General features: G+C 70.5%; 23 protein-coding genes. 11 read left to right on the top strand and 12 right to left on the bottom strand.

Annotation, left to right across the window (positions count from 1 at the left end; genetic code table 11):
- Positions 1–196: 196 nt before the first annotated feature.
- Entirely contained in the window at positions 197–2032 is a 1836-nt protein-coding gene (locus MYSTI_RS34645) for a hypothetical protein (protein WP_015352505.1), read from the bottom strand.
- Between the two features lie 20 nt (positions 2033–2052).
- Positions 2053–2433, bottom strand: coding sequence for a hypothetical protein (locus MYSTI_RS34640; RefSeq protein WP_015352504.1), 381 nt, complete (start codon positions 2431–2433; stop codon positions 2053–2055).
- Between the two features lie 171 nt (positions 2434–2604).
- Here MYSTI_RS34640 and MYSTI_RS34635 point away from each other — a divergent pair, with 171 nt between their 5' ends.
- Positions 2605–4011: an FAD-binding oxidoreductase gene (locus MYSTI_RS34635; protein ID WP_015352503.1), complete on the top strand. Its 1407-nt coding sequence runs from the start codon at positions 2605–2607 to the stop codon at positions 4009–4011.
- Positions 4012–4030: 19 nt separating this feature from the next.
- Here the strand turns inward: MYSTI_RS34635 and serA are convergent, their stop codons facing one another.
- From serA to MYSTI_RS34620, 3 genes are all read right to left on the bottom strand, one after another.
- On the bottom strand, positions 4031–5284 hold the full coding sequence (serA, locus tag MYSTI_RS34630; RefSeq protein WP_015352502.1) for a phosphoglycerate dehydrogenase: 1254 nt from the start codon (positions 5282–5284) through the stop codon (positions 4031–4033).
- A 142-nt stretch (positions 5285–5426) separates the two neighbouring features.
- A complete protein-coding gene (locus tag MYSTI_RS34625; RefSeq protein ID WP_015352501.1) occupies positions 5427–7073 on the bottom strand; it encodes a serine protease in 1647 nt (548 codons plus the stop codon).
- Positions 7074–7178: 105 nt separating this feature from the next.
- Positions 7179–7556 carry a SpoIIAA family protein gene (locus MYSTI_RS34620; protein ID WP_015352500.1) on the bottom strand — a complete coding sequence of 126 codons (378 nt, stop codon included), beginning with the start codon at positions 7554–7556 and terminating at the stop codon, positions 7179–7181.
- A 217-nt stretch (positions 7557–7773) separates the two neighbouring features.
- Between MYSTI_RS34620 and MYSTI_RS34615 the strand changes: the two genes are divergently transcribed.
- Entirely contained in the window at positions 7774–8118 is a 345-nt protein-coding gene (locus MYSTI_RS34615) for a hypothetical protein (protein ID WP_015352499.1), read from the top strand.
- 196 nt (positions 8119–8314) lie between these two features.
- Complete coding sequence (locus MYSTI_RS34610) at positions 8315–9304, top strand: serine/threonine-protein kinase (protein WP_015352498.1); 990 nt, start codon at positions 8315–8317, stop codon at positions 9302–9304.
- A gap of 21 nt (positions 9305–9325) precedes the next feature.
- On the opposite strand, the gene MYSTI_RS34605 is transcribed toward MYSTI_RS34610, so the two are convergent.
- Entirely contained in the window at positions 9326–14296 is a 4971-nt protein-coding gene (locus MYSTI_RS34605; RefSeq protein ID WP_015352497.1) for a protein kinase domain-containing protein, read from the bottom strand.
- Between the two features lie 181 nt (positions 14297–14477).
- Between MYSTI_RS34605 and MYSTI_RS34600 the strand changes: the two genes are divergently transcribed.
- The 3 genes from MYSTI_RS34600 to maiA all read left to right on the top strand — a co-directional run bounded on the left by MYSTI_RS34600 (position 14478) and on the right by maiA (position 16897).
- Positions 14478–15062: a hypothetical protein gene (locus MYSTI_RS34600; protein ID WP_015352496.1), complete on the top strand. Its 585-nt coding sequence runs from the start codon at positions 14478–14480 to the stop codon at positions 15060–15062.
- A gap of 198 nt (positions 15063–15260) precedes the next feature.
- Positions 15261–16241, top strand: a complete 981-nt coding sequence (locus MYSTI_RS34595) for a fumarylacetoacetate hydrolase family protein (RefSeq protein ID WP_015352495.1) — start codon at positions 15261–15263, stop codon at positions 16239–16241.
- Entirely contained in the window at positions 16238–16897 is a 660-nt protein-coding gene (maiA, locus tag MYSTI_RS34590) for a maleylacetoacetate isomerase (protein WP_015352494.1), read from the top strand. Before MYSTI_RS34595 ends, maiA begins: the two co-directional genes overlap by 4 nt.
- Positions 16898–16946: 49 nt before the next feature.
- Here maiA and MYSTI_RS34585 read toward each other — a convergent pair whose 3' ends face one another.
- The gene (locus MYSTI_RS34585) at positions 16947–17369 is read right to left on the bottom strand and encodes an OsmC family protein (protein WP_015352493.1); all 423 of its coding nucleotides are present in this window, start codon (positions 17367–17369) and stop codon (positions 16947–16949) included.
- Between the two features lie 102 nt (positions 17370–17471).
- On the opposite strand from MYSTI_RS34585, the gene chrA reads away from it, so the two are divergent.
- Positions 17472–18638 (top strand): chromate efflux transporter, encoded by a 1167-nt coding sequence (gene chrA, locus MYSTI_RS34580; protein WP_015352492.1) that lies wholly within the window; start codon positions 17472–17474, stop codon positions 18636–18638.
- Here the strand turns inward: chrA and MYSTI_RS34575 are convergent.
- From MYSTI_RS34575 to ygfZ, 3 genes are all read right to left on the bottom strand, one after another.
- Positions 18625–19110 carry a hypothetical protein gene (locus tag MYSTI_RS34575; RefSeq protein ID WP_015352491.1) on the bottom strand — a complete coding sequence of 162 codons (486 nt, stop codon included), beginning with the start codon at positions 19108–19110 and terminating at the stop codon, positions 18625–18627. The two genes, chrA and MYSTI_RS34575, sit on opposite strands and share 14 nt — an antisense overlap.
- Positions 19107–19943: a fused MFS/spermidine synthase gene (locus tag MYSTI_RS34570; RefSeq protein WP_144370206.1), complete on the bottom strand. Its 837-nt coding sequence runs from the start codon at positions 19941–19943 to the stop codon at positions 19107–19109. Before MYSTI_RS34570 ends, MYSTI_RS34575 begins: the two co-directional genes overlap by 4 nt.
- A gap of 133 nt (positions 19944–20076) precedes the next feature.
- Positions 20077–21147 (bottom strand): CAF17-like 4Fe-4S cluster assembly/insertion protein YgfZ, encoded by a 1071-nt coding sequence (gene ygfZ, locus MYSTI_RS34565; RefSeq protein WP_015352489.1) that lies wholly within the window; start codon positions 21145–21147, stop codon positions 20077–20079.
- A 38-nt stretch (positions 21148–21185) separates the two neighbouring features.
- On the opposite strand from ygfZ, the gene MYSTI_RS34560 reads away from it, so the two are divergent.
- The 4 genes from MYSTI_RS34560 (at position 21186) to MYSTI_RS34545 (ending at position 23981) form a co-directional block, all read left to right on the top strand.
- A complete protein-coding gene (locus tag MYSTI_RS34560) occupies positions 21186–21512 on the top strand; it encodes a cupin domain-containing protein (RefSeq protein ID WP_015352488.1) in 327 nt (108 codons plus the stop codon).
- Positions 21509–22861 carry a vitamin K epoxide reductase/DsbA family protein gene (locus tag MYSTI_RS34555; protein WP_015352487.1) on the top strand — a complete coding sequence of 451 codons (1353 nt, stop codon included), beginning with the start codon at positions 21509–21511 and terminating at the stop codon, positions 22859–22861. The genes MYSTI_RS34560 and MYSTI_RS34555 overlap by 4 nt, the downstream gene beginning before the upstream one ends.
- Positions 22862–22882: 21 nt before the next feature.
- The gene (locus MYSTI_RS34550) at positions 22883–23269 is read left to right on the top strand and encodes a translation initiation factor (RefSeq protein WP_015352486.1); all 387 of its coding nucleotides are present in this window, start codon (positions 22883–22885) and stop codon (positions 23267–23269) included.
- A 139-nt stretch (positions 23270–23408) separates the two neighbouring features.
- Positions 23409–23981: an imm11 family protein gene (locus MYSTI_RS34545; protein WP_015352485.1), complete on the top strand. Its 573-nt coding sequence runs from the start codon at positions 23409–23411 to the stop codon at positions 23979–23981.
- A gap of 81 nt (positions 23982–24062) precedes the next feature.
- Here the strand turns inward: MYSTI_RS34545 and MYSTI_RS34540 are convergent, their stop codons facing one another.
- Both MYSTI_RS34540 and MYSTI_RS34535 read right to left on the bottom strand, forming a co-directional pair.
- A complete protein-coding gene (locus MYSTI_RS34540; protein ID WP_015352484.1) occupies positions 24063–25067 on the bottom strand; it encodes an isocitrate dehydrogenase (NAD(+)) in 1005 nt (334 codons plus the stop codon).
- Positions 25068–25201: 134 nt separating this feature from the next.
- Positions 25202–25978, bottom strand: coding sequence for a DUF2270 domain-containing protein (locus MYSTI_RS34535; RefSeq protein WP_015352483.1), 777 nt, complete (start codon positions 25976–25978; stop codon positions 25202–25204).
- Positions 25979–26103 lie beyond the last annotated feature (125 nt).

The following is a 26103-nucleotide window of genomic DNA, read 5'->3' as shown; positions in this document are numbered from 1 at the left end:
TAGAACGCGACGCTTGGGAGGACTCCGCGACCCACGGCATGCACGTCACTCGCGCACCCGACAGCATCCCGTCGAGGGCGAGGAGCGCATCAGGGCGCGGAGATGTCAGCGGGAAGAGGTCATGGACAGCGCGGTTTCCCACGCTGCCCGACACAATGGCCTCGACCCTCTCGAAACGCAAGTCACGACGTGGGCTCTAGATGCTCAGCAGGAGCTCCAGCTCGAGGTCGCTCTCCTCATCAGCGGTGGTGCCGGGGTCGTTGTCGTTGGTGTCGTAGCCGTAGACGGACCAGCCCGAGGGGATGGTGGTGCCCAGGCACGTCACCTGTCGAGGCTCCGCGCCCACGCCGTCCCCGTCGTGGTCCGGATAGAGCACCACCCAACGCGTGCGGGCGGGGTCCGTTTCGTCGCAGTCATTGCCCGAAGCCTTGGTGAAGTACGGCGCGAGCAGGGTGGTGCCCGCGCAGACGGAGCCCTTCTCCGGCGCCGTGGCCCCATCCGCATCCCGGTCCACGTGGGCATACGCGAGCTGTTGCCAGGCCGTCGCGTCGTTGGCCGCGCAGTCCGTTCCCACGGCGGACAACGGAGGCGGCACCTGTCCGTTCGTGCAGACCTGCGCGGCCTCTCCGGCGCCCACGCCGTCACCATCCGCGTCGGCCCAGGAGGTCAGCAGGGTGTGCAGCTGCGTGTTCGAGTCGTCGCAGTCCGGGTTCCTCGCGCTCGCGAAGTATCCCTGCGGCAGCGTGCCTCCCGTGCACAGCTCGCCCGTCTGGGGCACGGTGAAGTTGTCCCCATCCGCGTCGCGATGGGCATAGGTCAGCATCTTCCAGGCCGAGGCATCCGACGGCGCGCAGTCCGTGGAGGTCGTCGCGTAGCCTGAGGGAACCGTGACACCCGCGCACTTCGTCGACACGGCACCCGCGCCCACGCCGTCCGCATCCTCATCCACGTAGACCATCCAGCTCAGGCGGACGGCGGGGTTCTTGTCATCGCAGTCGAGCCCTCGGGGGGAGACGGCATGGCCCGGAGGAAGCGATGCCCCGCCGCACACCACGCCGTTCTCGGGCACCGTGTCGCCATCTCCGTCCGCGTCCCGATATGCATACGAGTGCCACTGCCAGCGGGTCCTGTCGTCCGCCGCGCAGTCCTCGCCCTGGAAGGCCTTGCCTTGGACGGGCTGGAGCCCGGTGCATTGCTTCTCGGGGGAGCCCGCTCCGAAGCCATCACCATCCAGGTCGACGTAGACGTCGCGGATGAGGCGCTTCATCGAGTCCCGGTCGTCACAGTCCTCGCCCGTCGACACGAGCGAGAAGCCCAGGGGCAGGGGCTCATTGTCGCCGAGGCAGAGGGACGTGGGGGCCGGCACCGTGATGCCGTCGAGGTCGATGTCCCGGTAGGGGATGTAGCGCTTCAGCGCGCGGATGGGATTCGCGGGGTCGCAGTCACCGTCCCGGGAGGCATAGCCGGTGGGCACGGGCTTGCCGGTGCAGACCGTCCGCATCGTCCCCGCCCCATAGCCATCGCCATCCGAGTCGGGCCAGGTCGAGTACCCGCCCTGCGAGCGCGCATCCTGGTCGTCGCAGTCGAAGGGGCCCGGCTGCTCGCGATAGCCGACGAGGGTGTCCCCCACGCAGCCCTCCACGAGCTGCTGGCCCGTGGCACCGTCTCCATCCTGGTCCGGATACAGGTCCTTCACGACGCGCCAGCGGGTCTTGTCCGAGTCGTCGCAGTCCCCCGTCCGCGCGGCCCAGCCTTGCGACGGGATGTTGGCGGTACACGAATACTGCGCGACGCCGAATCCCCAGCCGTCGCCATCCTTGTCCTCGAAGGCGGGCGAGGCCAGCCATCGGGCCGGGTCGTTGGGGGCGCAGTCGGTGGCGTTGAGGACGCCATCTCCATCCGAGTCCTGTCGGCTGGGATTGGGGGGTGGCTCCTCCCAACCGGGAAGGGCGCCGTCGGGGTCGGAGCACGCGGACAGGAGACCTGACACGGCCAGCACGAGCGTCAGCCCGAGGTTTCTCAGGGTTGCCATGTGTGGAGCCCGCCTTTCGTTCAGGGGGCCGGAATCGCGGCCGTGCGCGTCAGGCGGCAGGAGAATTCGTAGGAGTAGATGCCTTTCACGACCTCGAAGCGGTAGGCACCCGGCTTGTTCATGGCCATCAGGGCCATCCGGTCGCACCGCGACAGGTGCTGGCTGACGTCGACGGCCGACGTGGTCGAAGCGGTGAAGAGGATGGTCCGGGGTGTGCCCTCCCCCAGGAGGAGACCCGTGACTTCGAACTGGTTCGTCTGCTTGACGTTGTAGCTGTCCACCGCCACGAAGACGTAGGGCACGTTGGTCTGGGGCGGCTCAGCGGCCGACGGCGCGGTGGGCGCCAGCGTCAGGAGGGACAGCAACACTGCGGGGGTGTGCAGGATTCTGCGCAGGGACATGGGCGGCCAACCTCTGGGGTGGCGACAGGGTCCAACCAGCACGTCGCCGGCTATGAATACGCAGTGGGGTTTAATTGCTGGCCCATTTCTTCTGCGCCCCAGCCGACCCGCCAGGCGGAGGCTGCCCCGCCGCACCTTGTCACGGAGGGAGACCTGCAATACGCCTGGGGCATGTCCAGCGCCCCGCTTCCCGCAGCCTTCCTCCAGGCCCTCACCGAGGGGTTCCCCGTAGATTTCCTCACGCGGGAGCCGGAGGAATTGAGCGAGTACGGTCGAGACTGGACGCGCGTCTACGCCCCGGCCCCCAGCGCGGTGGCCCTGCCGCGCACCACGGATGAGGTGTCTCGACTGCTCGCGTTGTGCCACCAGTACGGCGTCGCGGTGGTGCCCTCCGGCGGGCGCACGGGGCTCGCGGGAGGCGCGGTGGCCTCGAAGGGCGAGGTGGTGTTGTCTCTTCAACGCATGGCCCAGCTGGGCCCGGTGGACCTGCTCGGCAACACGGTGCGGGTGCAGGCCGGCGCGGTGACGGAGGCGGTGCACCGGCACTGCGCGGAGCACGGCCTCACCTGGCCCGTGGACTTCGCCTCCAAGGGCTCCAGCACGGTGGGTGGCAACATCGCCACCAACGCGGGGGGCGTGAAGGTCATCCGCTACGGCCTCACCCGCAACTGGGTGCTGGGCCTCCAGGTGGTGACGGCCGAGGGCCGCGTGCTGGAGCTCAACGGCGCGCTGGAGAAGAACAACACCGGCCTGGACCTGCGCCAGCTCTTCATCGGCAGCGAGGGCACCCTGGGTGTCATCACCGAGGCCACCCTCAAGCTCACCCAGGTCCCCGGCAAGCAGGACGTCTTCCTCTTCGCCGTGCCGGACGTGGCCGCCGTGCTGCGCCTGTTCCGGGACGCACGCCAGCAGACGGCCTTCATCATCTCCGCCTACGAGTTCTTCACCGACCGGTGCCTGGCGCGCGTGCAGCGCCACCGCAAGCTGCGCTCACCCTTCGAGTCCCCCAGCGGCTGCTACGTGCTGCTGGAGGCGGAGGCGAAGGACGCGGGCCAGGTGGAGGCGTGGCTGGGCTCGCTCTTCGAGCGCGGCCTGGTGACGGACGGCACCCAGGCACAGGGCGCGGCGCAGGCCTCGGAGTTGTGGGCGCTGCGCGAGGGCATCAGCGAGAGCCTGTCCGCCACGGGCCTGCCCCACAAGAACGACATCTCGCTGCCCGTCGCGGGCCTGGAGGCCTTCTGCGCGGAGCTGGAGTCCGTCTTCGAGGCGCGCTACCCGGGGTGGGAGATCTGCCTCTTCGGCCACATCGGCGACGGCAACCTGCACGTCAACGTGATGAAGCCGGACGCCTTGGAGAAGGCGGAGTTCCTGGCTCACACGAAGCAGGCGGACCCCACCATGTTCGAGCTGGTGCGCAAGCACGCGGGCAGCATCTCCGCCGAGCACGGCATCGGCCTGCTCAAGAAGGACTACCTGGGCTACTCGCGCACGGAGGAGGAGCTGGCGCTCCTGCGCGCGCTCAAGCGGACCCTGGACCCCCGGGGCGTGCTCAACCCCGGGAAGATCCTGGACCCCTGAGCGCGGCGCGGGACGCGCGTCAGGAGACGATGCGCGTCTTGATGTCCGTCGTCAGGCCGGCGATGGCGTCGCACACCGGACGGGACACGTCCTGGTCCAGGTCCATGACCAGGTAGCCGATGTTGGAGTCCGTGCTGAGCACCTGCGCGTGGATGTTCGCGTTCAGGTCCGAGACGATGCGGTTGATGTCGCGCAGCACGCCCGGGATGTTGCGGTGCACGTTGAGGATGCGGTGCGTGCCGGGGATGAGCGGCGCCTCCACCATGGGGAAGTTCACCGCGCCCGTCGTCGCACCCGTCCGGAAGAACTTGGAGAGGCTGGTCGCCACCTCCTTGCCGATGGACGCCTGCGCCTCCTCCGTGGAGCCGCCGATGTGCGGCGTGAGGACGACATTGGGAATCCCCTGCAGCTCGGTGACGAATCCATCCGAGTTGCCTTCCGGCTCCTCGGGATAGACGTCCACCGCGGCGCCGCCCAGGTGCTTGGAGCGCAGCGAGGCCGCCAGCGCGGCGATGTCCACCACGGTGCCCCGGCTGGCGTTGATGAGGCAGGCGCCCTTCTTCATCTTCGCCAGCTGCTCGGCGCCCATCATCATGTGCGTGGACGTCAGCGCCGGGACGTGGAGCGTGACGAAGTCGGACTGCGCCAGCAGCTCGTCCAGCGTGGCCACCGCGCGCGAGTTGCCCAGGGGCAGCTTCGTCATCACGTCGAAGTACAGCACGCGCATGCCCAGCGACTCGGCCAGCACGCCCAGCTGCGAGCCGATGTGCCCGTAGCCGATGATGCCCAGCGTCTTGCCGCGCACCTCGTGGCTGCCCGTGGCCACCTTGCGCCACTGGCCCGTGTGCACCTCGCGGCTGCGGTCGAAGAGCTGGCGGGTGAGGACGATGACCTCCGCGACGACCATCTCCGCCACGCTGCGCGTGTTGCTGAAGGGCGCGTTGAAGACGGGGATGCCGTGGGTGTTCGCCGCCGTCAGGTCCACCTGGTTGGTGCCGATGCAGAAGGCGCCGATGGCGAGCAGGTCCTCCGCGTGGACGAGCGACTCCGGAGGCACCGTCGTCTTGCTGCGGATGCCCAGGAGGTGAACGCCCTTGAGGCGCTCGGCCAGCTCCGCGGGCTTGAGCGCGGAGGACAGCCGCTCCACCTGGAAGCCTTCGGCCTTCAGCATCTCCTCGGCCGAGGGGTGGATGTTCTCCAGCAGCAGGGCGCGGAACGGACCCTCGTTGAGGATGGGGCGCGTCGGGGACGGCGGGAACCGGGCAGTGCTCATGTCGCCGTGCGTTAGACCCCAGCCCCCAGGCTGTCAAGCGCGGGGTGAGGGGGCTGGAAGGCCCGGTGTCGAGGGGCGGCAAGGAGGGCGTCCCACCGTCCTCGGCACCGGGCCAGGTGTCAGGAAGAAGACCGCCCAGGTCCTACCGGATGGTCCACGTCACCACGCCGCCGCAGCTGCTGGCGTCGTAGCAGCCCGCGCGCAGCTGGTAGGTGCCACCGGCGCCCGGAGGCACGGTGTAGCTGGCGTAGGAGAGCAGGCCGCAGGCGTCGTCGCTGCTCGTCACCTGCTGGCCCGCGCCGTTGAACAGGCGCAGGACGGTGTCGCCGGTGCCGGAGGCGCCTGCTTCCGTGCAGGTGCCGAAGGAGAGGCTCTGGCCCTCGGTCAGGGGGAGGTCCTGGTTCACGGTGTTCGCCATCGCGTGGTTCGTGTCGCTGGCGGAGAACTCGAGCGAGCCCCGGCTGGGCGCGGGGCCGGTGGACGTCAGCGTCCAGGCGACGGTGCCGGAGCAGGACTCGGCGGAGTAGCAGCCCGCGCGAATCTCGTAGGGGCCCGCGACGGTGGCGGTGAAGGACAGGTGGGAGCCTCGGCCGCCGCAGCCGTCATCGTTGGCGGCGACCTGGACGCCGGTCGGGCCGAACAGACGCAGGAAGGAGTCCCCGGTGAGGGCGGAGCCCGTGACGCCGCAGGTCCCCAGGGTGATTTTCTGTCCCGCCGCCAGCGTCACGCTCTTGTTGACGGTGTTGGACGTGGCGCTGGCGGTGTGGGCGGCGGTGAAGGTGAAGGAGGCGCCCCCCGTGGGCGGCGGGCCGGAGCCGCACAGCCGCGTGCTGGTGGACGCCTGGCAGAAGGCGTCGATGGCGGGGCGCACGTAGTTGATGTCCTCGCCGTCGCACGCCGTCTCCGCGCAGGTGTTGACGACGAAGCAGCCGCCGCGCGCGACGTAGTCCTTGGTGCCGCGCACCAGGATGCCCGCCACGGTGTGGCTCTCCAGGTCGTAGACGCCCGAGCCGGAGTTGCCGCCGAAGGTGTCCGTGTTGGCGACGAAGTAGTCCAGCGTGCCGGCGCGGCCGTCGCGCACCTTGCCGCCCGAATCAATCTTGAAGGGGATGCCGCTGCCGGAGCCGATGACGGCGATGCCGGCGCTCACGGCCAGCGGGGTGTTGCCGGGGCGGATGGGCGCGGGCTCGAAGCGCGGCGCGGCGGAGCGGTCCAGCTTGATGATGGCGTAGTCCAGCGTGCGGCCGCCGGACGTCGCCTCGCGGCGCACGACGATGGAGCGGCAGGAGAAGATGTCCTGCGTTGTTATCGGCTGAAGCGCGGTGGCGGACGTCCGGTAGAAGTTGAAGACGAAGCGGGTGTCCGCGCACTCGCCCGCGTCGACGACGCAGTGGCCGGCCGTCAGCACCAGGTCATCGTCGATGAGCGTGCCGGAGCACCACGCGGGCGCCGGGTCGTCGCGGAAGCGCTGGTCGCTGCACAGGCCCTCCGCCGAGCCCAGGGTGCCCCCGGAGAACGTCACGTTGTCCGGGTCGCGGGTGTTGATGGACGACGGGGACATCAGCGCGACGGTGGAGCGCCTGGCGCGCTCCCGCAGCAGCGTGTCCGCGTGCGCGTAGACGTCCGTGCGGTCATCGTTGCCGTAGACCACCGGGTGCTCGCCGGCGCCTGTCTCCGGAGCTTCTTCTCCCGGTGGTGACTCGGGGCCGGGGGCGCAGGCCGCGAGGGCAAGGGTCCACATCAGCGCGCCAAGCAGAATCCTGGCGACGCCGTTCCGGGGGGGATGCATGTGAAGACGACTCCTGATGAGGGGACGGGATGCCTGCCCCGGGGGGCGAGCACGTCCACTATAGGAGAGGTGGGCGAGCGAGGGCACGAGGCCCGGCCCGCGGGCTCAGTCCGCGTCGGGGTCGCGCAGCCACGCGATGGCTTCCTGCCGCGTCTCGAAGGTGCGCGTGGGGATGGTCAGCATCGCCCGCTTGGTCATCCGCCACGCCTGGAGGCCGGACGGAGCGTCGCTGACGACTCGCGCGGAGCGCTTCATGCCGTGGAGCTGCGCGTAGGCGTTGAGCGCCGCCATGGAGCCCACGACGTCCGTGGGCATGACCCGGAGCTGCGACTGGTCCACCAGCGCGGACCACTCTCCCGCGAAGCCGACGATCGCCTTCTTCACCGCTGTCAGGTACTCCGACAGGTCCGCGGAGGTGACTTGGGAGGGATAGACGACCTCGAGGATTCGGTCCTGCTCGTGAACGGTGATCTGAAAGGGCATGGGCGGTGACGGCTCCGAGGGCGCGCCATCCTAGCCGCTGCCGGTGACCCCCAGATACCAGACGCTTCATCGGCACTAAAGGGGGGTGGGTGCTCCCCTGCTGTCGGGAAGCGCCGGGAATGTCAGACCCACCGGCTAGTGACGTCCGGGCCGTCGAGCCGCTACGGGCCGCGTCGCAGGGCGTGGTCGGGGCGGTTCGAGCCGGCCTGGGGGTTTCATGAACAGGAAGCTGTGCATCCTGGGCGCGGTGCTGGGCACCGTGCCGGGGTTTGTACTGGACGCAACCCACCCCGTGGCGACGGGAGTGAAGGAGCCACGACGGGAAGCGCGCGCCGCCGCGCGTGACACGAAGGCGGCACACACGAAGGAAGTGGTGGAGCACCCGTCGACGTCGACGGAGGTCGAACCGAGAGGTCACACGCGGGCCGCGCGAGAGCCGGAGGTGCCGATTCATCCGTGCGAGCTGAAGACGGTGATGAAGGTCCCCTGCGACGAGACGCAGGAGCTGTGTGAGTTCACTTATTGGGAGTGTCCGGCAGCGGTGAATCCGCTGCGGGCCTGAGCAGCAAGCCAGACGCGCCATGAGCGCGTCGGCACGCCGCGTGAAGGGTGGGCCCCGGAGAGTGGGGCCGGCCCTTCACGCCGGTGTCGACCCGGAAGCCCGAGGAGGCCCGGTTTCGCACCGTGTTGCCGGGGTCGTCACGAGCGCTCGACGAGGCCGTGACGCGCACCTGGGAGCGTGCCGAGGAGATTTCATCATGAGAACCGAGATTCAGACCGTTCAGCCCGCGACGCACGCCGCCTGGAGCGCGGACCCGCTGGTGGGACAGGTGCTGCACGGCCGCTTCCAGGTGTTGGCGCCGCTGGGCGGCGGGGGGCCGGTGCGCCTGTACCGCGCCCTGCAGCTTCCCGCGCGGCGTGAGGTGGTGTTGCACGTTTTGAGCACCGCGCATGCCGACGGAGAGGCGCAGCGGGGATTTCTACAAGAGGCCCGGGTCGCCGCTCGGCTGGGTCATCCGAACACCGTCACCGTGCTCGATGCCGGACGGATGGATGACGGCACCGTGTATGTCGCCCTGGAGTGGCTTCAGGGCCGCACGTTGGCGGAGCAGCTCGCGTCGGGGCCGCTGGCGTGGGAGCAGGCGGTGGCGCTGGCGCGCGGCGTGGGGCGTTCACTGCGCCACGCCCATCAGCGAGGGGTGGTGCACGGTGAGGTGTCCTCGTCCAACGTCCTGCTGGTGACGGACGGGGAGCTGCTGCACGTGAAGGTGCGGGGCTTCGGCCGCGCCCGGCCCGTCGCCGCGAAGACCGCGCACCTCTCCGTGCGAGGCGTCACGGAGGGCGGGGTGTTGCCGGACGCGCCCGCGTACATGGCGCCGGAGCGTGCGCGCCACGTGGTGGATGCGAGCGGCGACGTCTACTCGCTGGGCGTGGTGCTGTACGAGATGCTGGTGGGGCGCGTGCCGTTCGTGTCGGAGGACCCGCTGGAGCTGGTCTTCGCCCACCACAAGGAGCTGCCTCCGCGCTTCTCCGAGCTTCGCCCGGACCTGGACATCCCCGCCGCCGTGGAGGCCGTGGTCCGCCGCTGCCTGGAGAAGCTGCCCGAGCAGCGCTTCGCCTCCGTGGACGCGGTGCTGGAGGCGCTGCGCGAGGTGGGCGGTGAAGGCGCGGCGCACGCCTCGGTGAGCGGGCTTCGGGCTCCGGCGCCCCGGTGGGTCGCGGCCGTCACGGGCCTCTTCCGGGACTGAACCTCCCGGGTTCATCGGAAGTCAGTGGCCATCCAGGTGTGAGGGAGGGCCCGAGCGGGGCAGGGTGACGGTGAAGGTGGCGCCCTGCCCCGGAGTGCTCTCCACCTGGATGGTGCCCCCCAGGGCCTGCACGATTTCGCGGGCAATCCACAGGCCCAGGCCGAAGCCGCCGTAGTGGCGCACGGACACGGCGCGCTCGAAGCGCTCGAAGATGCGCGACAGGTCGTCCCCGGCGATGCCCATGCCGTGGTCCCTCACCCGCAGCCGCACCAGGCCTTCCCGCTCGCGCAGGGAGATTTCGATGGGGCGGCCCGCGCCGTACTTCATCGCGTTGGACAGCAGGTTCGCCACCACCTGCTCCAGCCGCAGGGCGTCCCAGTGGCCGACGAGCGGGTGGTCGGGGGCATCGAAGCGCACCGGGCAGCCCGCGTGGACGAAGGCCTCCCGGCTCCGCTCGAGCTGGCCTCGCATCAAGGCCACCAGGTCCACGGGGGAGAGCGCCACGTCCAACTGGCCCTGGGAGATGCGGGAGATGTCCAGGAGGTCATTCACCAGCCGCCCCAGGCGCTGGGTCTGCGCGTTGGCGGATTCGAGTCGGGCGGAGAGCCGCTCCCGAGGCAGCGGCGTGGCGGTGGTGGCCTGGGAGCGGAGCCCCTGGAGGTGGAGCTGGAGCGAGGTGAGGGGCGTCTTCAGCTCGTGCGCGGCGATGGAGAGGAAGTCGTCGCGCAGGCGCACCGCTTCCTGTTCGGCGCGGTAGAGGCGGCCCTGCTCCTCCGAGAGCGCGGCGATGCGCGCGAAGTTCTCCGCGTTCTCCAGCGCGGTGCCGGCCAGCACGGTGACGAAGGCGGCCAGGCGCTCCTCGGACTCGCCGAACAGCGCGTCCACCTGCCGGTGCGTGGCCACCACGCAGGCCACCGTCTTGCCGCGCACCTGGATGGGGGCGCAGAGCAGGGAGCGCACGCCGAGCAGCTCCATGCTCTCGCTCACGCCCCCCGGGAGGCCCTGGCCCAGCACGGTGATGTGGCCCGACTCCCGCGCGCGGGAGATGGCGCTCCGGCTCAAGCCCAGGCGGGCCGCGGCGTCGTCGGTGGCGAGCTGTCGTGCGTCCACCACCACGCAGTCCTCGGCGCGCAGCAGCTCGCGCATCGACTCGCGCGCGGCCTCGAACACCGCCTCGCAGGACAGCGCGGACGCCAGCCTGCGCCCCGCCTCCAGCACGCGCGGGAAGAGGTCCACCATGGAGAGGGTGCGGGTGCCCGCCTGCGTGGCCACCTCGGGGGAGAGTCCGGCCTCCAGCTCCTCCAGCTCGCGCGTGGCCGAGTCCAGGTCCTCCGCGGCGCCGGTCCAGCCCAGCGCCTGCCCCAGCTCGCCGCGCGCCTTGAGCGTCAGCGCGCGCTCGTGCCGCATCCGCTGGGCCTCGGCCACTTGCAGCGACTGCTCCAGCCAGTGCCGCGCGCGCCGGGGGTGTCCTCGCAGGGCGGCCACCAGGCCTCGCTCGCGCAAGGCTCCCGGCAGGTTGTTGCGATAGGCGCGCGAGAGCGCGTGGGCACGCCGGGCCGTGTCCTCGGCCTGCTGGAGCAGGGCCTTGCGACGGGCGGCCGCGAGAGGAGAGGTGGCCTCCGCGAGCTTGCGCCGCGCGGTGGCGAGCAGCGGGAGGATGGGGGCCAGGAAGTCGTGCCGGGGATGAGGGCTCGAGACGAGTCGCGCGGCGCGCTCCAGCAGCTCCACGGCCTCCGCGAAGTCACCTCGGCGCAGCCGCACCAGGGCCTGGGCCTGGAGCACCCCGGAGTGGCTGTGCGGGTCCGCCGGGTCGGGGTTGGACAGCTCGTCGGCGAGCAGTGCCTCCGGAATCCTCCCGTCCGAGGCCTTCGCCCACGCCTCCAGCCCCAGGCGCAGCGAGTAGCGGTCTCCCCGCGCGACGGCGGAGGCGTGCAGGCGCTGGCTGGCCTCCAGCGCCTCGCGCAGCCGACCCAACCGGTAGAGGGACAGCGCGATGTGGAACGCGGCGTTGTTCACCTCCCACGGGTCCCCGGTGCGGTCCAGCAGCTGAATCGACTGCGTGCACTTGTCGATGCACTCGTCGAAGCGCGAGGCGCCGTAGCAGGCGAGCCCATAGAAGTGCAGCGACTGGCCCTGGCCCCAGACGTCGTCCTGCTCCTGTCGCAGCGTCAGGGACTTCTCCGCGTAGACGAAGGCCCGGCGGAACCAGGGCAGGGTGCACATCGCGGGCGAGTGCTCCGAGTACGCCTGCGCCAGCTCGGGCGTGGAGGGATAGCGCTCCGCGAGGTTCATCTCGCGCAGGTGCGCCCACAGCACGGCCTCCTGGGCGCGCCGGTACCAGTAGCCGTAGGCCAGCCGGCTGTAGATGCGCACCGCCTGGAGGTCCTCCTCTCCGTCCTTCAGCGTCCGGCGCGCGAGGAACCAGCGCGGCGCCAGCGTGTGCGCCACCTGCGTCAGCACCTCCCACGCCGCGCCCGCGCGAGTGGGCAGCCCGCGCCCCGGCACCCAGCGCCCCATCAGCTTCAGCCCCTGCTCCAGCGCGGAGATGGCCTCGAGGAAGTCACCGCGCTTGAAGGCGAGCTCCCCCATCCGCCCCAGGACCCGCGCTCGCTCCAGCTTGTCCCTGGCCAGCGAGAGGGCGCGCTCGAGTTGCTGACGTGATTCGGCGTACTGGCCTCGCAGCATGAGGACCTGGCCCAGGCCCGAGGCGACGCGGAAGCGCGTGCCCGGGTCCGCGTCCGCCGCGCCTCGCTCGGCGATGCGGTAGTTCAGCTCCGCCGACTCCAGGCCGAAGCGGTTGTGAGCCTGCTCCGCGGCCCTCAGCGCATGGGGCAGGGCCTGGACCTCCTCTCCCGCTGCGTCGAAGTGATAGGCCAGCTCGAACGAGTCCACCGGGAGCTGCTTCTCCGCCGAGCTCGCCGCCAGCCGGTGCAGGTCCCGGCGCTGCTGCGCGGTCAGCATGTCCAGCAGCACCTCGCGCAGCTTGTCGTGGACGAAGGTGTAACGCGTGCCTTCCTCCCACAGCATGTGCCGGCGCCGAGGCTCCTCCAGCGCCGCGCCCACCTCCTCCGGCGTGGCCCCTGAGAGCGCCTCCAGGCGGGAGCGCTCGAAGGACTTGCCCAGCACCGCGCCCACCGACAGCATCCGCCGCGCGGCCAGGGGCAGCAGGCGCAAGCGGCGCACGAGGAGCGACGCCGCCTGTCGCGACGAGCGCGCCTGCACCAGGGCTTCCTTCCGCACCTGCCACCCGGAGACGCCCGGCACCAACACCTCGTCCTCCACCAGCCCGTGCAGCACCGCGTTCGCCATGAACGGGTTGCCCGAGGACAGCCGCGCCACCAGCGCGAGGGCCTCGGGAGGCAGCGCGCCGGCCATGGACTCCGCGAGGCGCGTCACGTCCCGGGCATCGAAGGCGCTCAGCTTCAGGTGCGCGGTGGGTACAATCCTGCGCAGCACGTGAGAGGGTGCCAGGTCCTCGCCTCGGAAGGACGCCACCGCGAGCACGCGCCCGTGGCCTTGGCTCCGCGCGCGAGACCAGGACTCCAGCGCGCGCAGCGTCAGCGCATCCGCCCATTGGCAGTCGTCCAGCATCACGACGGCGGGCTCGTCCTTCGTCCCCAGGGCACCGAGCAGCTCGGTGAGCGCCCAGATGACCCGGTTCTCACCCAGCGACTCGGGCCCCAGGGCGCGCGTGGGCAGGCGGAAGTTCGGACACAGCAGCGGCGCCAGCTGCGGCAGCACCGAGCACACGCCCGTCTCCTGTCCCGCGAGGTTGTCGCGCACGGCTCGCGCGAGCTCGGGCCTGGACTGCAGGACGGGCGTGAGCGTGGTGGCGACGCTCGTGACCAGGTGGAACGGATGTCGCGCGACCTGGTCCTGGGCCTGTCCTCGGAGGACCCAGGCGCGGCTGCGCCGGGCTCTCGCCGCGAACTCCTCGAGCAGGCGGCTCTTGCCTCCACCGGACTCGGCCTCCACCAGCACCAGCCGGCCCGGGTCCGTCCGCGTGGCCTCCAGCTCCTGCTCCAGCGTGGCCAGCTCCCGGCCGCGGCCGACGAAGGAGGGCTCGGTGAGGCTGTGCCGCGTGTCCCGGGCGCCCGTGACGAGCGCGGGCTCCGGCTGTCCGCGCTCGAGTGCGTCCTCCAGCTCCAGCAGGTCCGCGAGCACGGAGCGGGCCGACTGGTAGCGGTCCGACGGGTCCGTCTGGAGCAGGCGGGAGATGAGCTCCTCCAGCGCGCGGGGGACATCGACGCCCAGGGCGCGCAGTCGAGGTCTCGCGATGAGGTGCTGGCGCAGCACCTCGCCCACGGAGTCACCCGCGAAGGCGGGGCCTCCGAAGAGCGCCTCGAAGAGGACGACGCCCGCGGAGTACAAATCGGACGTGGCCTCCACGGGCCGGTGGAGCAGGCCGGACTGCTCCGGTGACAGGTAGCGCGCGGTGCCCACCGGCAGGTTCCTCGAGGACGGGTCCAGCCGCTCGCTTCGCGCGAGGCCGAAGTCAATCAGCGTGGCGTGCTCGAGCGGCTCTCCGGAGACGATGAGGTTGGAGGGCTTCACGTCGCGGTGGAGGACGCCGTGGCGATGGACCTCCGCCAGCGCGGACAGCAGGTCCCGCCCCAGCGCGAGCGCCTCCGGGACGCTCAGCGCCCCTCGCGACAAGCGGGCCTCCAGCGTCTCGCCTTGGAGCCACGGTGTCACCACGTACAGCCACTCGCCCGAGGTCCCCACGTGCCGCGCGGGAAGGATGAACGGGCTGTCGAGCTGGGTGAGCACCTCCGCCTCGTGCTCCAGGCGGTGTCGGGCCGTGGGAGCGAGCGTGGGAGTGGAGGTCACCTTGATGACCACGGGCTCGCCGGTGCGCAGGTCCACGCCCGCCCACGTCGCGATTCCTCGGCTGGCCTTGAGTCGCCGGGAGAGCTCGAAGCGGTTGCCCAGTTGGCGGCCGGAGCGTGGCTCTTCCGGAGTGGCGTCGACGAAATGGGTGCCCCCTGCCATCGTGTGCCCCCGTCCTTCGAGCAACGTTGGATGCAGGACGGCGCGCCGCCAAGGGACGGGGTGCGCGAGCCCTCTGTGGCGGGCGGCACGGCGAGCGCCTGTCCTTCTGGCATGTCGATGGCACATGCTACGCCGGTGCGGAAAGCACCGCGCCCCTCTCGCCTCGACGAGGACCCACCCCATGAAGCTCTCGCAGACGTTCCTGGCCGCGTTCGCGCTGTCGCTGCTGCTCCCCCTGTCCGCCGCGCGCGCCTCCGACTATCCGCCCGACTACCCCCTCTGCAGCGTGTACGACTCCGCGACGACGGGGCCCTTCGAGGTCATCCGCCACACGCGCCGGCTTCCGGGCCGGCTGGCCACGCTCACCATCGCCTACCGAGGCTTCCTGCGCGGCCTGTATCCGGACTCGGACATCTCCCTCTACGTCCAGCTCAACGGCCGCCAGCAGCTCATCCAGGCGCGTGCGGGCACGAACAACGACGCCTATGTCTTCCTCGACGCGGGGCCTCGCGGCTGCGGCAAGTGCATGCGGTACATGAACACGCCCCTGTGCAACGCCCACTTCGAGGCCGGAGGCCAGGAGGGCGTCTGGGTCTGCGAGCAGCCCACGGCCGTGGAGCGCGACCTGTTCTTCTACGCGTTCGACGCCAACGGGAACCAGAACGCGTGGGATATCTCCGTGGCCGCGACGGCCCACGGCCAGTGGGACAGCAATCTGGGCAGCAACTACTTCGCCCGGCTGCCGGCGCGCTCCAGCTGCTGGTAGTTTTCCACCGAGAGCGGCCCCAGGACGGGCGGGGACATGCATTCGCTTTACAGGCCGCCGCAGGGCCGCTTTTCCGCGTGATGACGATTGCCGCGACGCATCCTCGTCCGGCGCTTGACACCCCGGGGGCCTCGACGGAAAAGCCGAGCCCTATGAGGCGGCCCCCGCTGTTTCCACCGGGCCGCGGGGAGCCGGGGATTGAAGCTCGCGACGCTCAAGGATGGAACCCGTGACGGGCGGCTCATCGTCGTCAAGCGGGACAACTCGGCCTATGCGCTGGCCACCAACGTAGCGCTGACGCTCCAGGCGGCGCTGGATGACTGGGACGCGAAGGAGCCGCAGCTGCGCGCGCTCGCCGCCCAGCTGGAGGCGGGCACGGTGCAGAGCCGCCCCCTGGACATGAAGGCCCTGCACGCGCCGCTGCCGCGCGCCTACGAGTGGATTGACGGCAGCGCCTACATCAACCACGTCATCCTGGTGCGCAAGGCGCGCAACGCGGAGCCGCCCGCCACGCTCAAGACGGACCCGCTCGTCTATCAGGGCGGCTCCGGCGACTTCCTGGCGCCCACCGCGGACATCCCGCTGGCGGACGAAGCGTGGGGCCTGGACTTCGAGAGCGAGGTCTGCGCCATCCTGGGTGACACGCCCCAGGGCACGAAGGCCGTGGATGCCGCGAAGCACGTCAAGCTGCTGATGCTGGCCAACGACGTCTCGCTGCGCAACCTCATCCCGGACGAGCTGGCCAAGGGCTTCGGCTTCTTCCAGAGCAAGCCCGCAACGGCCTTCAGCCCCTTCGCGGTGACGCCGGACGAGCTGGGCGCCGCCTGGCGCGAGGGTCGCATCCACCTGCGGCTGCGCTCGGTGCTCAACGGCGTGCAGGTGGGTGACACGGACGCGGGTCCGGAGATGCACTTCTCCTTCTTCGACCTCATCCAGCACCTGTGCAAGACGCGCAGCTACACGGCGGGCACCATCCTGGGCAGTGGCACCGTGTCCAACGTGGACCGCGCCCGGGGCATCTCCTGCCTCGCCGAGCAGCGGATGATCGAGACCATCGAAGAGGGCAAGCCGCGCACGCCCTTCATGAAGCACGGCGACACCATCGACATCGAGATGATGGGCGAGGACGGGCAGAGCGTCTTCGGCCGCATCGCGCAGAAGGTGGTGAAGGGGCCATGAAGGCGCTGCGTCTGCACAGCTACTGGCGCTCCTCCGCCTCCTGGCGGGTGCGCCTGGGGTTGAACCTCAAGGGCCTGCCCTATGAGTACGCGGCGGTGCACCTGCTGAAGGACGGCGGCCAGCAGAACTCGGCCGAGTACCGCGCCGTCAATCCCATGCGGACGGTGCCCACGCTGGAGTGGACGGAGGCGGACGGCACCGAGCTGCGCCTGTCCCAGTCCATCGCCATCCTCGAGTTCCTGGAGGAGCGCATCCCCTCTCCCGCGCTGCTGCCGAAGGATGCGTACCTCCGCGCCCGCGTGCGCATGGTGGCGGAGGCGGTGAACTCCGGCATGCAGCCCCTGCAGAACCTGGCCGTCCTCCAGCGCATCAAGAGCGAGCTGAACGGGGACGACAAGGCGTGGGCCGCGCACTGGAACGTGCGGGGCCTGGAGGCGCTGGAGGCGCTGGTGAAGCCCACGGTGGGCCGCTACTGCGTGGGCGACGCGGTGACGCTGGCGGACGTCTGCCTGGTGCCGCAGCTCTACGGCGCGCGGCGCTTCGGCGTGGACGTGTCGCCGTACACGACGCTGCTGCGCATCGAGGCGGCGTGCATGGAGCTGCCCGCGTTCCAGGCGGCGCATCCGGACCGGCAGCCCGACGCGGTTCCCGTCTGAAGTTCCCGAGCCGTGCGTTCCGCTCCTCTTCGGGGGGCGGGACGCGGCTTCAGGGCGAGGCCGGCGCGAAGGTCGTCTCGATGCGCAGGGCCCGGGAGAGCGTGAGCGTCACGGGTGTCTTCGCGGCGATGTCGAGCAGGCGCGCGCGCTGCTCCTCGGTGATGGAGGGGCCGCAGGAGAGCACCCGCTCCACGCGCTCCGTGTGGTCCTTCTCGCGGAAGAGCTTGAGCTTCACCGTGAGCGGGCTCAGGTCCCAGCCCTTGCGCGCCGCGTACATCTTCAAGGTGATGGCGGTGCACGCGCCCAGCGAGCCCATCAGGAGCTGATAGGGCGCGGGGCCCTGGTCCGTGCCGCCCAGGGCGGCGGGCTCGTCCGACGGGAAGTGGTGCTTGCCGGTGCGAATCGCCTGGGCGTAGCCGTCCTGGCTCTCGACGACGGCCGCCGCGAGCAGCGTGGTGTCCTGAGGAGTCATGCGGGACATGCATCCCAAGGCCCGGCCCGCGTGACAAGCGCGATGTCCCGTCGCGGAGTTGTCGCAAAGCCGACGCTTGGGGATGGAGTAGCGTCGTGCGGGATGGCGCATCCGGAGTCCTCGAGCACGACTGCCTCCTCCCGCACCGCCGCGCTCCGGGAGCTGGCGCTCTTGTTCCTGCGGCTGGGGGCCACGGCGTTCGGCGGCCCCGCGGCCCACATCGCGATGATGGAGGACGAGGTGGTGCGCCGCCGTCGCTGGCTGACCCGCGACGAGTTCGTGGACCTGCTCGGCGCGGCCAACCTCATCCCCGGGCCCAACTCCACGGAGCTGGCCATCCACATCGGCCATCGGCGCGCGGGGTGGCCGGGCCTGCTCGTCGCGGGCACCTGCTTCATCCTCCCCGCCTTCTTCATCGTCGCCGGCATCGCCTGGGTCTACTCCCGCTTCGGCCACGTGCCGGACGTGAGCGCGCTGCTGTACGGCGTGAAGGCGGTCATCATCGCCGTGGTGCTCCAGGCCCTGTGGGGCCTGTCGCGCACGGTGGTGAAGACGTGGCGGGAGGCGCTCGTGGGGGTGGGCGTCGTTGCGGCGGCGTTCCTCGGCGTCAACGAGCTGCTCCTGCTGCTGCTCGCCGGGGTGGGCGTGTTCGCGTGGCGCGGCGTCGAGCGCGGTGGGCTCGGGTCTTCCGTCAAGGCGCTCGTCCCGTGGGTGCTGCCGCTCGGGGCCTCCTCGGTGGCGGTGCCCTTCTCGCAGCAGGGACTGTTCCTGTTCTTCCTGAAGGTGGGCTCGGTCCTGTACGGCAGCGGCTATGTGCTGCTGGCGTTCCTCCGCGCGGACCTGGTGGAGCGGTGGGGCTGGCTCACGCAGGCGCAGTTGCTGGACGCGGTGGCGGTGGGGCAGGTGACGCCCGGGCCCGTCTTCACCACGGCCACGTTCATCGGCTATGTGCTGGGCGGGATGACGGGCGCGGTGGTGGCGACGGTGGGCATCTTCCTGCCGGCCTTCGTCTTCGTGGCGCTCAGCGGTCCGCTGGTGCCACGGCTGCGCCGCTCGTGGGCGGCGGGGGCCTTCCTCGATGGCGTCAACGTGGCCTCGCTCGCGCTGGTGGCCGGGGTGACGTGGCAGCTCGGGCGCGCGGCGGTGGTGGACGCGTGGACGGTGGGGATGGCGGCCGTGTCCGCGGTGCTGCTCATCCGCTACCGCGTCAACTCCGCCTGGCTCGTGCTTGGCGGAGGCGCGCTGGGGTGGGTGCTCAGTTCGCGGTGAGCGTCGCGGCGCAGCGGCCCACTTCGTCGCCCGAGAGGTCCGAGCGCCGGTCGATGCACTCGAGCCTCAGCGTCCCCGCGGCCCGCGTGGCCTCGCAGTGGCGATTGCCCGTGACCGTCGTGGACGGGCCCGCGTCGGGAGGCACCACGCCGCCATCCGGCCCCAGGTGCAGCGTGAGGTTGGCTTCGTGCAGCGACCAGCGGCCCTCGGGCAGCGGGCCGGCGTTGGCCTCGATGCGGCCGTACTCGGGGAAGCCGAGCCGCTGGGCGCCCTCGCCGGTGACGTCACACGTGTCCTTCTCCGACTTCATGCGCAGGGTGCCGTTGGGCCCGCACGTGTTGCCCTGCACGGTGAAGGTCTGGTCGTGCCCCTCGTGAGGACACTTCTCGATGGCGCAGCCGATTCGCAGCGCGCCCGCGGTGGCCACCACCGCGACGGTGGCGAGGTTTCGCAGCAGCACGTTCCGGTTCATGGAGGAGCTCTCGGAGAAGGCCGGGCCGGACGCGGAATCGCGAGGGTCAGCCGATGGGAAGAGGACACGCCCTGCTGCCCCAGGGACCGCACGGCGATGTCTCCGCTGCGCGTGCCCAGGGGAGACTCCAGGACGTGGATGGGCGCTCGAGGCGGCTCCTGGAGCTCCCGCGCGCGAGCCTCCCGCGTCGACGGCAGGCCCGCCACCAGCAGCGCCACCACGGGCACCCCCACCGCCACCAGCCGCCACGGCCAGCCCAGGCCCTTCGCCGCCGCCAGCCCCAGCGCCCCCGCGAAGCACGCCATGGCGTGGGTGGTGCCCAGCCACGGCAGCACGACGAAGGCCGCGAGCAGCGCCCCCACGAGGCTCCCCAGCATCGACGCGGAGAAGCCGCGGGTCGGCTCCTCCTCCACGTCCTCCATGCCGCCCACCTTCCACAGGAACGGGCCCACCGCCCCCAGCGCCATCAGCGGCGGCACCGCCACCAGCACCACCAGCGTCACCCGCCCGATGGCCTCCAGGGGCCGCCCCATCATCACCGCCGTGGTGGCCTCCGGCAGCAGCTCCTGCGCGAGGAAGGGGAGGAGGGCGAGGAACAACGCGGCCAGGCACAGCGCCTTGCGCAGCGGCTCCAGGCGTCCGGACGGGTCCGCCAGCCGTCCTCCCAGGTGCGCCCCCATCAGCAGCCCGCCCAGCACCAGCGAGATGAGCGCCCCCCACACCGGCATGCTGCTCCCGAAGGAGGGCGCCACCAGGCGGGAAGCCATCATCTCCGAGGCCATCACCGTGGCTCCGGCGAGGAAGGCCAACCACGTCAAGGACGAGGGCTTCATGGGAGAGGGCCCCATCAGCAAGGCCCGTTCCATTCTCAACAGCCCGTAACTCCAGTCCCCACGGGGCCACCCCGGTGACTTTGTGTCCCGGGGCCCTCAGGGGACGTGTGTCCCACTGACAGCGGTGTCGCGCTCAGCCCTTGAAGGGGAGCGCGGCGACCTTCACCGTGGCGGGGCCCTGCGCGAGCAGCAGCTCCGTGCCGGGCTCCAGCGAGTCCTTGTGCACATACCCCAGGGCCACGTACTGCCCCTGCGTGGAGGAGCGCACCACGCTGGTGAGCCAGCCCACCTTCTTCTCGCCCAGGCGCAGCTCCGTGCCCGGCGCGGCGGCGGACTCACCCAGGAGGAGCCCCGTCAGCTTGCGGTTCATGTGCCCGCGGAAGGTGGCTCGGGCGATGACCTCCTGCCCGATGTAGCACCCCTTGTTGTAGGCGATGGCCGCCGTGAGGTTGGCCTCCAGCGGGATGGTGGTGGCCACCATGTCCTGCCCGTACCGGGGGACCCCCGCCTCGACGCGCAGGAGCTCCAGCGTCTCGAAGCCCAGCGGCTGGAGGCCCTGGCCGGCGCCGGCCTGGGTCAGGGCGCGCCACACGGCCTCCAGGCCCGCTCGCGGCACCCACACGTCGACACCGTGGGGCTCGAGCACCGTGTTCCCGACGAGCAGCACGTCCTGCCCGGCGAGTGTCGCCGCCCGGGTGGCCTGGTGGGCCAGGGGTGGGAAGTCGCCCCCCAGGGCAGCGGCCAGCACCGCCCCCGTCCGAGGCCCCAGCAGCCGGAGGAGGCCCTGGTCGCCCGTCGCCTCGTGGAGCTCGGCGTCCTCGGAGATGAGGTATTTCTCCAGGAACTCCCGGACCTTGGGGCCCATCCCGGGCTCCATGTCGAGGACCAGGTCGGCCTCCCGCCTGAGGATGCGGGCGTCCGCCACCATGGCCCCCTTGGCGGTGAGCATGGCGGCGTACGTGGCGCTGCCCGCGGGGAGGTTGTTCACCTCCTGGGTCACCATTCCATGTAGGAAGGACACCCTGTCCTCGCCGGTAATCCGGAGGACCTCACGGTAGGAGGCGTCGTGGAGGGCCACGGCCTCGCGAGCGGCCCGATAGGCGTCCGCGTCATTCCCATGGCTGGCCACGGCTTCCCGGCCGCCCACGTCAATGAAGCGGGCCCCTGCTTCCTCGTGAAGAAAATGCAGAGACAGCGGTTCCATGTCCGTCGCTATATAGAGGCGAAGGAGCGAATGCCACGATGGATGTGAAGCACCTGTCCTCCTTCCAGGACTTCTCCCCGGAGAAGCTCCGGAAGCACAACATCTTCCAGTCCGAGCGCTTCTTCCTCGACGTGTACTGTCTCGCGCCCGGGCAGGCCCAGAAGCCGCACCACCATGCCACCTCGGACAAGGTCTACATCGTCCTGGAGGGCCGCTGCCGCTTCCGCGTCGGCGCGGAGGAAGAGGCCCACGGCCCTGGTGCCGCCGTCTTCGCCCCCGCGGGTGCCGAGCATGGTGTCGTCAATGATGGCCCCGACTCCGCCCGACTGCTCGTTCTGATGACCCCGCCCCCGGAGCATGCATGAGTTCGAAGTCCTCCTCCCTGAACGCCCCCGTCTCCTCCCGCGCCGGGGTGGCGCTGTTGGTGCTGGGCCTGTGTGCGAGCGCGCTGTCCATCTTCCAGTGGAGCCAGCTGCTCACCCTTCGCGCCGGCGGCGCCACCGTCTGTGGCGTGTCCGAGACGGTGAACTGCGAGACGGTGTGGAACTCGCCGTTCGCCACGAAGGTGCATGAGTTGTTCGGCATCCCCATCGCGGGCCTGGGCCTGGTGTGGGGGTTGGTGGTGGTGGCGCTGTCGGCGCTGTACCTGGCACGGGCGCGCTCTGGCAGGTCCGTGGCTCCGGCGTCGCAGGGGCTCAAGCTGGCGGCGCTGGCGGGAGTCCTGGCCGTGCCGATGTTCGCGGTGGTGAGCTTCCAGGCGGGGGCGGTGTGCCCGACGTGTCTGGCCACCTACGCGCTGGTGGCGGCCATCGCCGGTGTGGCGTGGAAGGGTCTGCCCTCGGCTTCGGGCGAGTGGGGCCCCGCGCTGACGTGGGCGGTGGGGACGACGGTCGCCGCGTTCATTGCTGTTTCGTTGCCGGGCCGTTCGCTGTCCACGCCTCCGCCCAAGGCGGGCGCGCTGTTGCCGCCCGTGGCCGCGTCGACGTCGGAGTTGAGCACGCCCGCGTCGCTGGAGGCGTACCTGCGCGGGTTGCCGGCGGACCAGCAGCAGTTCCTCTCCAACGCGCTGGCGATGTACCGCAACGACACGCCGAAGCCCGCCGCGGCTCCCGCGCGTCGTCGTTATGGGCCCGCGGATGCACCGGTGAAGATTGTCGAGTGGACCGACAGCAAGTGCCCCCACTGCAAGTCGTTGGTGGAGGAGCTGGCGGTGCTCAAGAAGCGCGTGCCGGAAGGGAAGCTGTCGCTGGAGGCAAGGCAGTTCCCGCTGGATGGGGCGTGCAACCCGGCGATGCAGCGGCGGGGGCCGGATGCTCCTTCCGTGCGATGCGTGGCGGCCAAGGCGCAGATCTGCCTGGAGGGCGCGACGGACTACTGGGAGCTGCGCGAGAAGCTCTTCGCGGCGCAGGCGATGTTGGACACGGAGCGGGTGATGGAGATTGCGTCGTCCGGTTCGGTGCCGCGCGGGCAACTGGACGCGTGCATGGCGTCGTCGGAGACGGCGGCGAAGCTGCAGGAGGACACGTCCTATGCGCTGCGCTACCACTTCACGGGCACGCCGCTGGTGGTGGTGAATGGCCGCATGGCGATGCCGTCCGCGCCGTTCCTGTACGCGCTGGTGATGGCGGATGGGAACCCGAGCGCTCCGGCCTTCGACGTGCTGCCGCCTCCGCGCGCGATGCCCCGCGACGACCACGCGGGCCACAACCACTGAGTGGGCTGAGAGTCCTTCGTCATGGGCAAACGCGACAAGAAGGACGAGCCCGCAGCCCCCGCCGCGCCGTTCCACAACCCCTTCGCCGCGTTGGCGGCGAAGCGGGAGGAGCTGCCGGTGGGGCCGTCCGCGCCCGCCGCGCCGCCGGTGCGGAAGCCCGAGCCGAAGGGCCCCGCGCGTGCGGTGGTGCGCATGGAGCGCAAGGGGCGAGGGGGCAAGGAAGTCACGGTGGTGGAGCACCTGGAGTTGCCCGCGCCGCAGCGCGAGGTCTGGCTCAAGGCGCTGAAGAACTCGCTGGGCTGTGGGGGCGTGGTGGAGGGGGATGACCTCGTGCTCCAAGGCGACCAGCGGGAGCGGCTGCCCTCGCTGTTGGAGGCGCGCGGCGTCCGCAAGGTGACGGTCGGCTGAGCTTCTGAGGGCGTGGTTCCCGAGTCTCTTGGTGGCTTGGGGCCGCTCCCCCGCGAGAGCTGCTGAGGAAGTGAGCGCGGAGGGAGAAGGCTCCGCGGGCTCGTGACTCAACGCCCACGATGGAGAGCGGACCTCCACCATGTCCCAGATGCGCTACTTCCGGCTGAGTGAGAACGTTCAAGCGGGGTACTGGTTCCTCGGTGACCCTCGGAACGAGCAGGGCCAGGAGGTAGAGGGCCCGTCTCTGTTCAGGGCGAGGCGGCCTGTGTCTGTCGAGAGCCGCCTGACGGTGCCCATCATCGAGCCGGGCAAGCCGTTGGATTTCTCCACGGCCGGGACGGGCGCGGCTCCCATCGTTCACGTCACTGTGGCGTCTCTCTTCGCGGAGTGGGCTCCCAACGACGTGCAACTCCTTCCCGTCGGAATCCAGGGTCACATGGACCCGTACCTCCTCCTGGTGGCGACGAAGCTCATCCGCTGCATCGACGACCAGTCGTCCGAGGAGGTGCGCTACTGGAAGCCCGAGCACGGGCAACCAGAGCGAGTCGGTGACTACAAGGTCGTGAGCGGGCTGCGTATCGACGCCTCGAAGGTGGGGGATGCGAAGGTGTTCCGGACCTGGGGCTGGGACCTCGCGCTCATCGTGTCCGAGGACATCAAGCAGGCCCTGGAGCGCGCGAAGGTCACCGGCGTGAAGTTCACACCCGTGTAGCCTTCACGAAATGAAGAAGCCCGGGCGCCCGTGAAGGCGGCCCGGGCTTCGGTCATCCAGACGGCCTGGCCGTCGTGACGACTACAGCGCGGCGATGATGGCGTCCGTGAAGTCGCGCGTGGTGGCGCCGCCACCCAGGTCGCCTGTGCGGACCTTGCCGTCGCCGTACACCTTCTGGATGGCGTTCTCCATCCGGCGCGCTTCCTCGCGCATGTCCAGGTAGTCCAGCATCATCACCGCCGACATCATCAGCGCCGTCGGGTTCGCGATGCCCTTGCCCGCGATGTCCGGCGCCGTGCCGTGGACCGCCTCGAACACCGCCGTGCGCTCGCCGATGTTCGCGCCCGGCACCACGCCCAGGCCGCCCACCAGACCCGCGCACAAATCACTCACGATGTCGCCGTACAGGTTCTCCAGCACCATCACGTCGAACCGCGTCGGGTCCTTCACCAGCTGCATGCAGAGGTTGTCGATGATGACTTCCTCGTACTGGATCTCCGGATACTCACGGCCCACCTTGCGGCAGCAGTCCAGGAAGAGGCCGTCCGACAACTTCATGATGTTGGCCTTGTGCACGCCCGTCACCTTCTTGCGGCCGTGCTTGCGCGCGTACTCGAAGCCAAAGCGCGCGATGCGCGTGGAGGCCTTCTCCGTGATGATCTTCAGCGACTCCACCACGCCCGGGACGATGATGTGCTCCAGGCCGGCGTAGAGGCTCTCCGTGTTCTCACGAACGACGATGAGGTCCACGTTCTCGTAGCGCGTCTTCACATTCGGCACGCTCTTGACGGGCCGCAGCGACGAGTACAGGTCCAGCCGCTTGCGCAGACCCACGTTCGCCGAAGGAAGGCCGCCGCCCACCACCGTGCCAGTGGGGCCCTTCAGCGCGACGCCACTGCGCAGCACGGCCTCCACCGTCTCGTGGGGCAGGTTGGTGCCGTACTTCGCAACCACTTCCGTGCCCGCGTCCTTGTGCTCGAACTCGAGGGGAACCTTGAGCGCCTCGAGGACGCGAATGGTGGCCGCCATCACCTCGGGGCCGATGCCGTCGCCATTGATGACCGTGACAGTGCGGGTGTTCGCCATGGGTGCGGATTCACAGCACAAATCCCTTGATGCTGAAAGGACGAAAACCAACCCCGTGCCAGGGCCAGGCATGGCGGCCATGAGCCAGGCCCCCGTTTCGGCCCGTTCACCCCGTTTTCAGGGGAAGGAGGGCGTCAGTGCTCGGACGCGGCGTCCGGGCTCCGGGGCGGCCGGCGCGTCGGCCGGTGCCTCCGGTGGATGGCGTAGGGCCGGTAGAACGACTCCCACAGGGCAGCGCGTCGCCCTCGAGGGCGGGTGCGCAGCTCCCCCAGCGGCGCCCGGATGAAGAACGAGGAGATGAACAGGTACGCCGCCCCCACCGTGATGAGGCTCAGCGCCGACATGACCAGCAGCCCAGGTATCCACGCGACGTGGGCCCGGGCGACGAACTCGGCGAAGTCCTGGGGCGGCTGCGGGTAGCTGTAGACCTTGGAGAACCACGTCAAGAGCAGCACGAGCAGGATGGGGCCATAGGTGCGGTTGAGCCGCGTGGAGATGGCGGACAGGAGCGAGAGCTGGATTTGCGGCCGGGACATCTCCACGGCCAGCTCCCGCAAGGCATCCGGGTCCACGGGCTCCCGGCGCAGCATGGGGGCCCACCAGCCATCCTCCAGCAGCCGCACCCGGCGGTTCCACAAGTCGTAGTAGCGATAGCGCCGCGCCTCGACGAGCAGGAAGGACACCACCATCCAGATGCCGACGAGGAAGGTGACGTGGGAGCTGGAGGGCGTCGCGAAGCCGAAGGAGATGACGGCCGCGGTCGTCGTGAGCGCCCAGTTGGTCGTCGTATCCAGCCGGGTGCGCCAGGTGTCGGAGCGGCTCAGCTCGCCCCGGAACAGCTGGGCCATGGCCTGCTGGGACAGCCAGGGCGACTCGAGCAGGTCGGTCTTGATGGGCTCGTTGAGGGGCATCCGTCCCTGAAAGCTGGGGCGGGGAGCGGGCGGGTGCAACGGCCTGCCTGGATGCGCGGCGTGCTCCGGGAGCAGGCGGGCAGCCGGCGGCCTTGCGTGGCCTCGGCGGGCGGCCGTGCGCATCT

The sequence above is a fragment of the Myxococcus stipitatus DSM 14675 genome, from assembly GCF_000331735.1.
GTDB classification, from domain to species: domain Bacteria; phylum Myxococcota; class Myxococcia; order Myxococcales; family Myxococcaceae; genus Myxococcus; species Myxococcus stipitatus.
This window is presented reverse-complemented; position numbering and strand designations above follow the sequence as displayed.

What these genes read in the sequence shown, in the direction of transcription:
- serA (WP_015352502.1), bottom strand. Translation starts at nt 5,284, where the DNA reads ATGAGCACTGCCCGGTTCCCGCCGTCCCCGACGCGCCCCATCCTCAAC.
- MYSTI_RS34620 (WP_015352500.1), bottom strand. Translation starts at nt 7,556, where the DNA reads ATGCCCTTTCAGATCACCGTTCACGAGCAGGACCGAATCCTCGAGGTC.
- MYSTI_RS34645 (WP_015352505.1), bottom strand. Translation starts at nt 2,032, where the DNA reads ATGGCAACCCTGAGAAACCTCGGGCTGACGCTCGTGCTGGCCGTGTCA.
- MYSTI_RS34575 (WP_015352491.1), bottom strand. Translation starts at nt 19,110, where the DNA reads ATGAACCGGAACGTGCTGCTGCGAAACCTCGCCACCGTCGCGGTGGTG.
- MYSTI_RS34635 (WP_015352503.1), top strand. Translation starts at nt 2,605, where the DNA reads ATGTCCAGCGCCCCGCTTCCCGCAGCCTTCCTCCAGGCCCTCACCGAG.
- MYSTI_RS34555 (WP_015352487.1), top strand. Translation starts at nt 21,509, where the DNA reads ATGAGTTCGAAGTCCTCCTCCCTGAACGCCCCCGTCTCCTCCCGCGCC.
- MYSTI_RS34625 (WP_015352501.1), bottom strand. Translation starts at nt 7,073, where the DNA reads ATGCATCCCCCCCGGAACGGCGTCGCCAGGATTCTGCTTGGCGCGCTG.
- chrA (WP_015352492.1), top strand. Translation starts at nt 17,472, where the DNA reads ATGGCGCATCCGGAGTCCTCGAGCACGACTGCCTCCTCCCGCACCGCC.
- MYSTI_RS34640 (WP_015352504.1), bottom strand. Translation starts at nt 2,433, where the DNA reads ATGTCCCTGCGCAGAATCCTGCACACCCCCGCAGTGTTGCTGTCCCTC.
- MYSTI_RS34550 (WP_015352486.1), top strand. Translation starts at nt 22,883, where the DNA reads ATGGGCAAACGCGACAAGAAGGACGAGCCCGCAGCCCCCGCCGCGCCG.
- MYSTI_RS34540 (WP_015352484.1), bottom strand. Translation starts at nt 25,067, where the DNA reads ATGGCGAACACCCGCACTGTCACGGTCATCAATGGCGACGGCATCGGC.
- maiA (WP_015352494.1), top strand. Translation starts at nt 16,238, where the DNA reads ATGAAGGCGCTGCGTCTGCACAGCTACTGGCGCTCCTCCGCCTCCTGG.
- MYSTI_RS34560 (WP_015352488.1), top strand. Translation starts at nt 21,186, where the DNA reads ATGGATGTGAAGCACCTGTCCTCCTTCCAGGACTTCTCCCCGGAGAAG.
- ygfZ (WP_015352489.1), bottom strand. Translation starts at nt 21,147, where the DNA reads ATGGAACCGCTGTCTCTGCATTTTCTTCACGAGGAAGCAGGGGCCCGC.
- MYSTI_RS34615 (WP_015352499.1), top strand. Translation starts at nt 7,774, where the DNA reads ATGAACAGGAAGCTGTGCATCCTGGGCGCGGTGCTGGGCACCGTGCCG.
- MYSTI_RS34585 (WP_015352493.1), bottom strand. Translation starts at nt 17,369, where the DNA reads ATGACTCCTCAGGACACCACGCTGCTCGCGGCGGCCGTCGTCGAGAGC.
- MYSTI_RS34535 (WP_015352483.1), bottom strand. Translation starts at nt 25,978, where the DNA reads ATGCCCCTCAACGAGCCCATCAAGACCGACCTGCTCGAGTCGCCCTGG.
- MYSTI_RS34600 (WP_015352496.1), top strand. Translation starts at nt 14,478, where the DNA reads ATGAAGCTCTCGCAGACGTTCCTGGCCGCGTTCGCGCTGTCGCTGCTG.
- MYSTI_RS34610 (WP_015352498.1), top strand. Translation starts at nt 8,315, where the DNA reads ATGAGAACCGAGATTCAGACCGTTCAGCCCGCGACGCACGCCGCCTGG.
- MYSTI_RS34545 (WP_015352485.1), top strand. Translation starts at nt 23,409, where the DNA reads ATGTCCCAGATGCGCTACTTCCGGCTGAGTGAGAACGTTCAAGCGGGG.
- MYSTI_RS34570 (WP_144370206.1), bottom strand. Translation starts at nt 19,943, where the DNA reads ATGAAGCCCTCGTCCTTGACGTGGTTGGCCTTCCTCGCCGGAGCCACG.
- MYSTI_RS34605 (WP_015352497.1), bottom strand. Translation starts at nt 14,296, where the DNA reads ATGGCAGGGGGCACCCATTTCGTCGACGCCACTCCGGAAGAGCCACGC.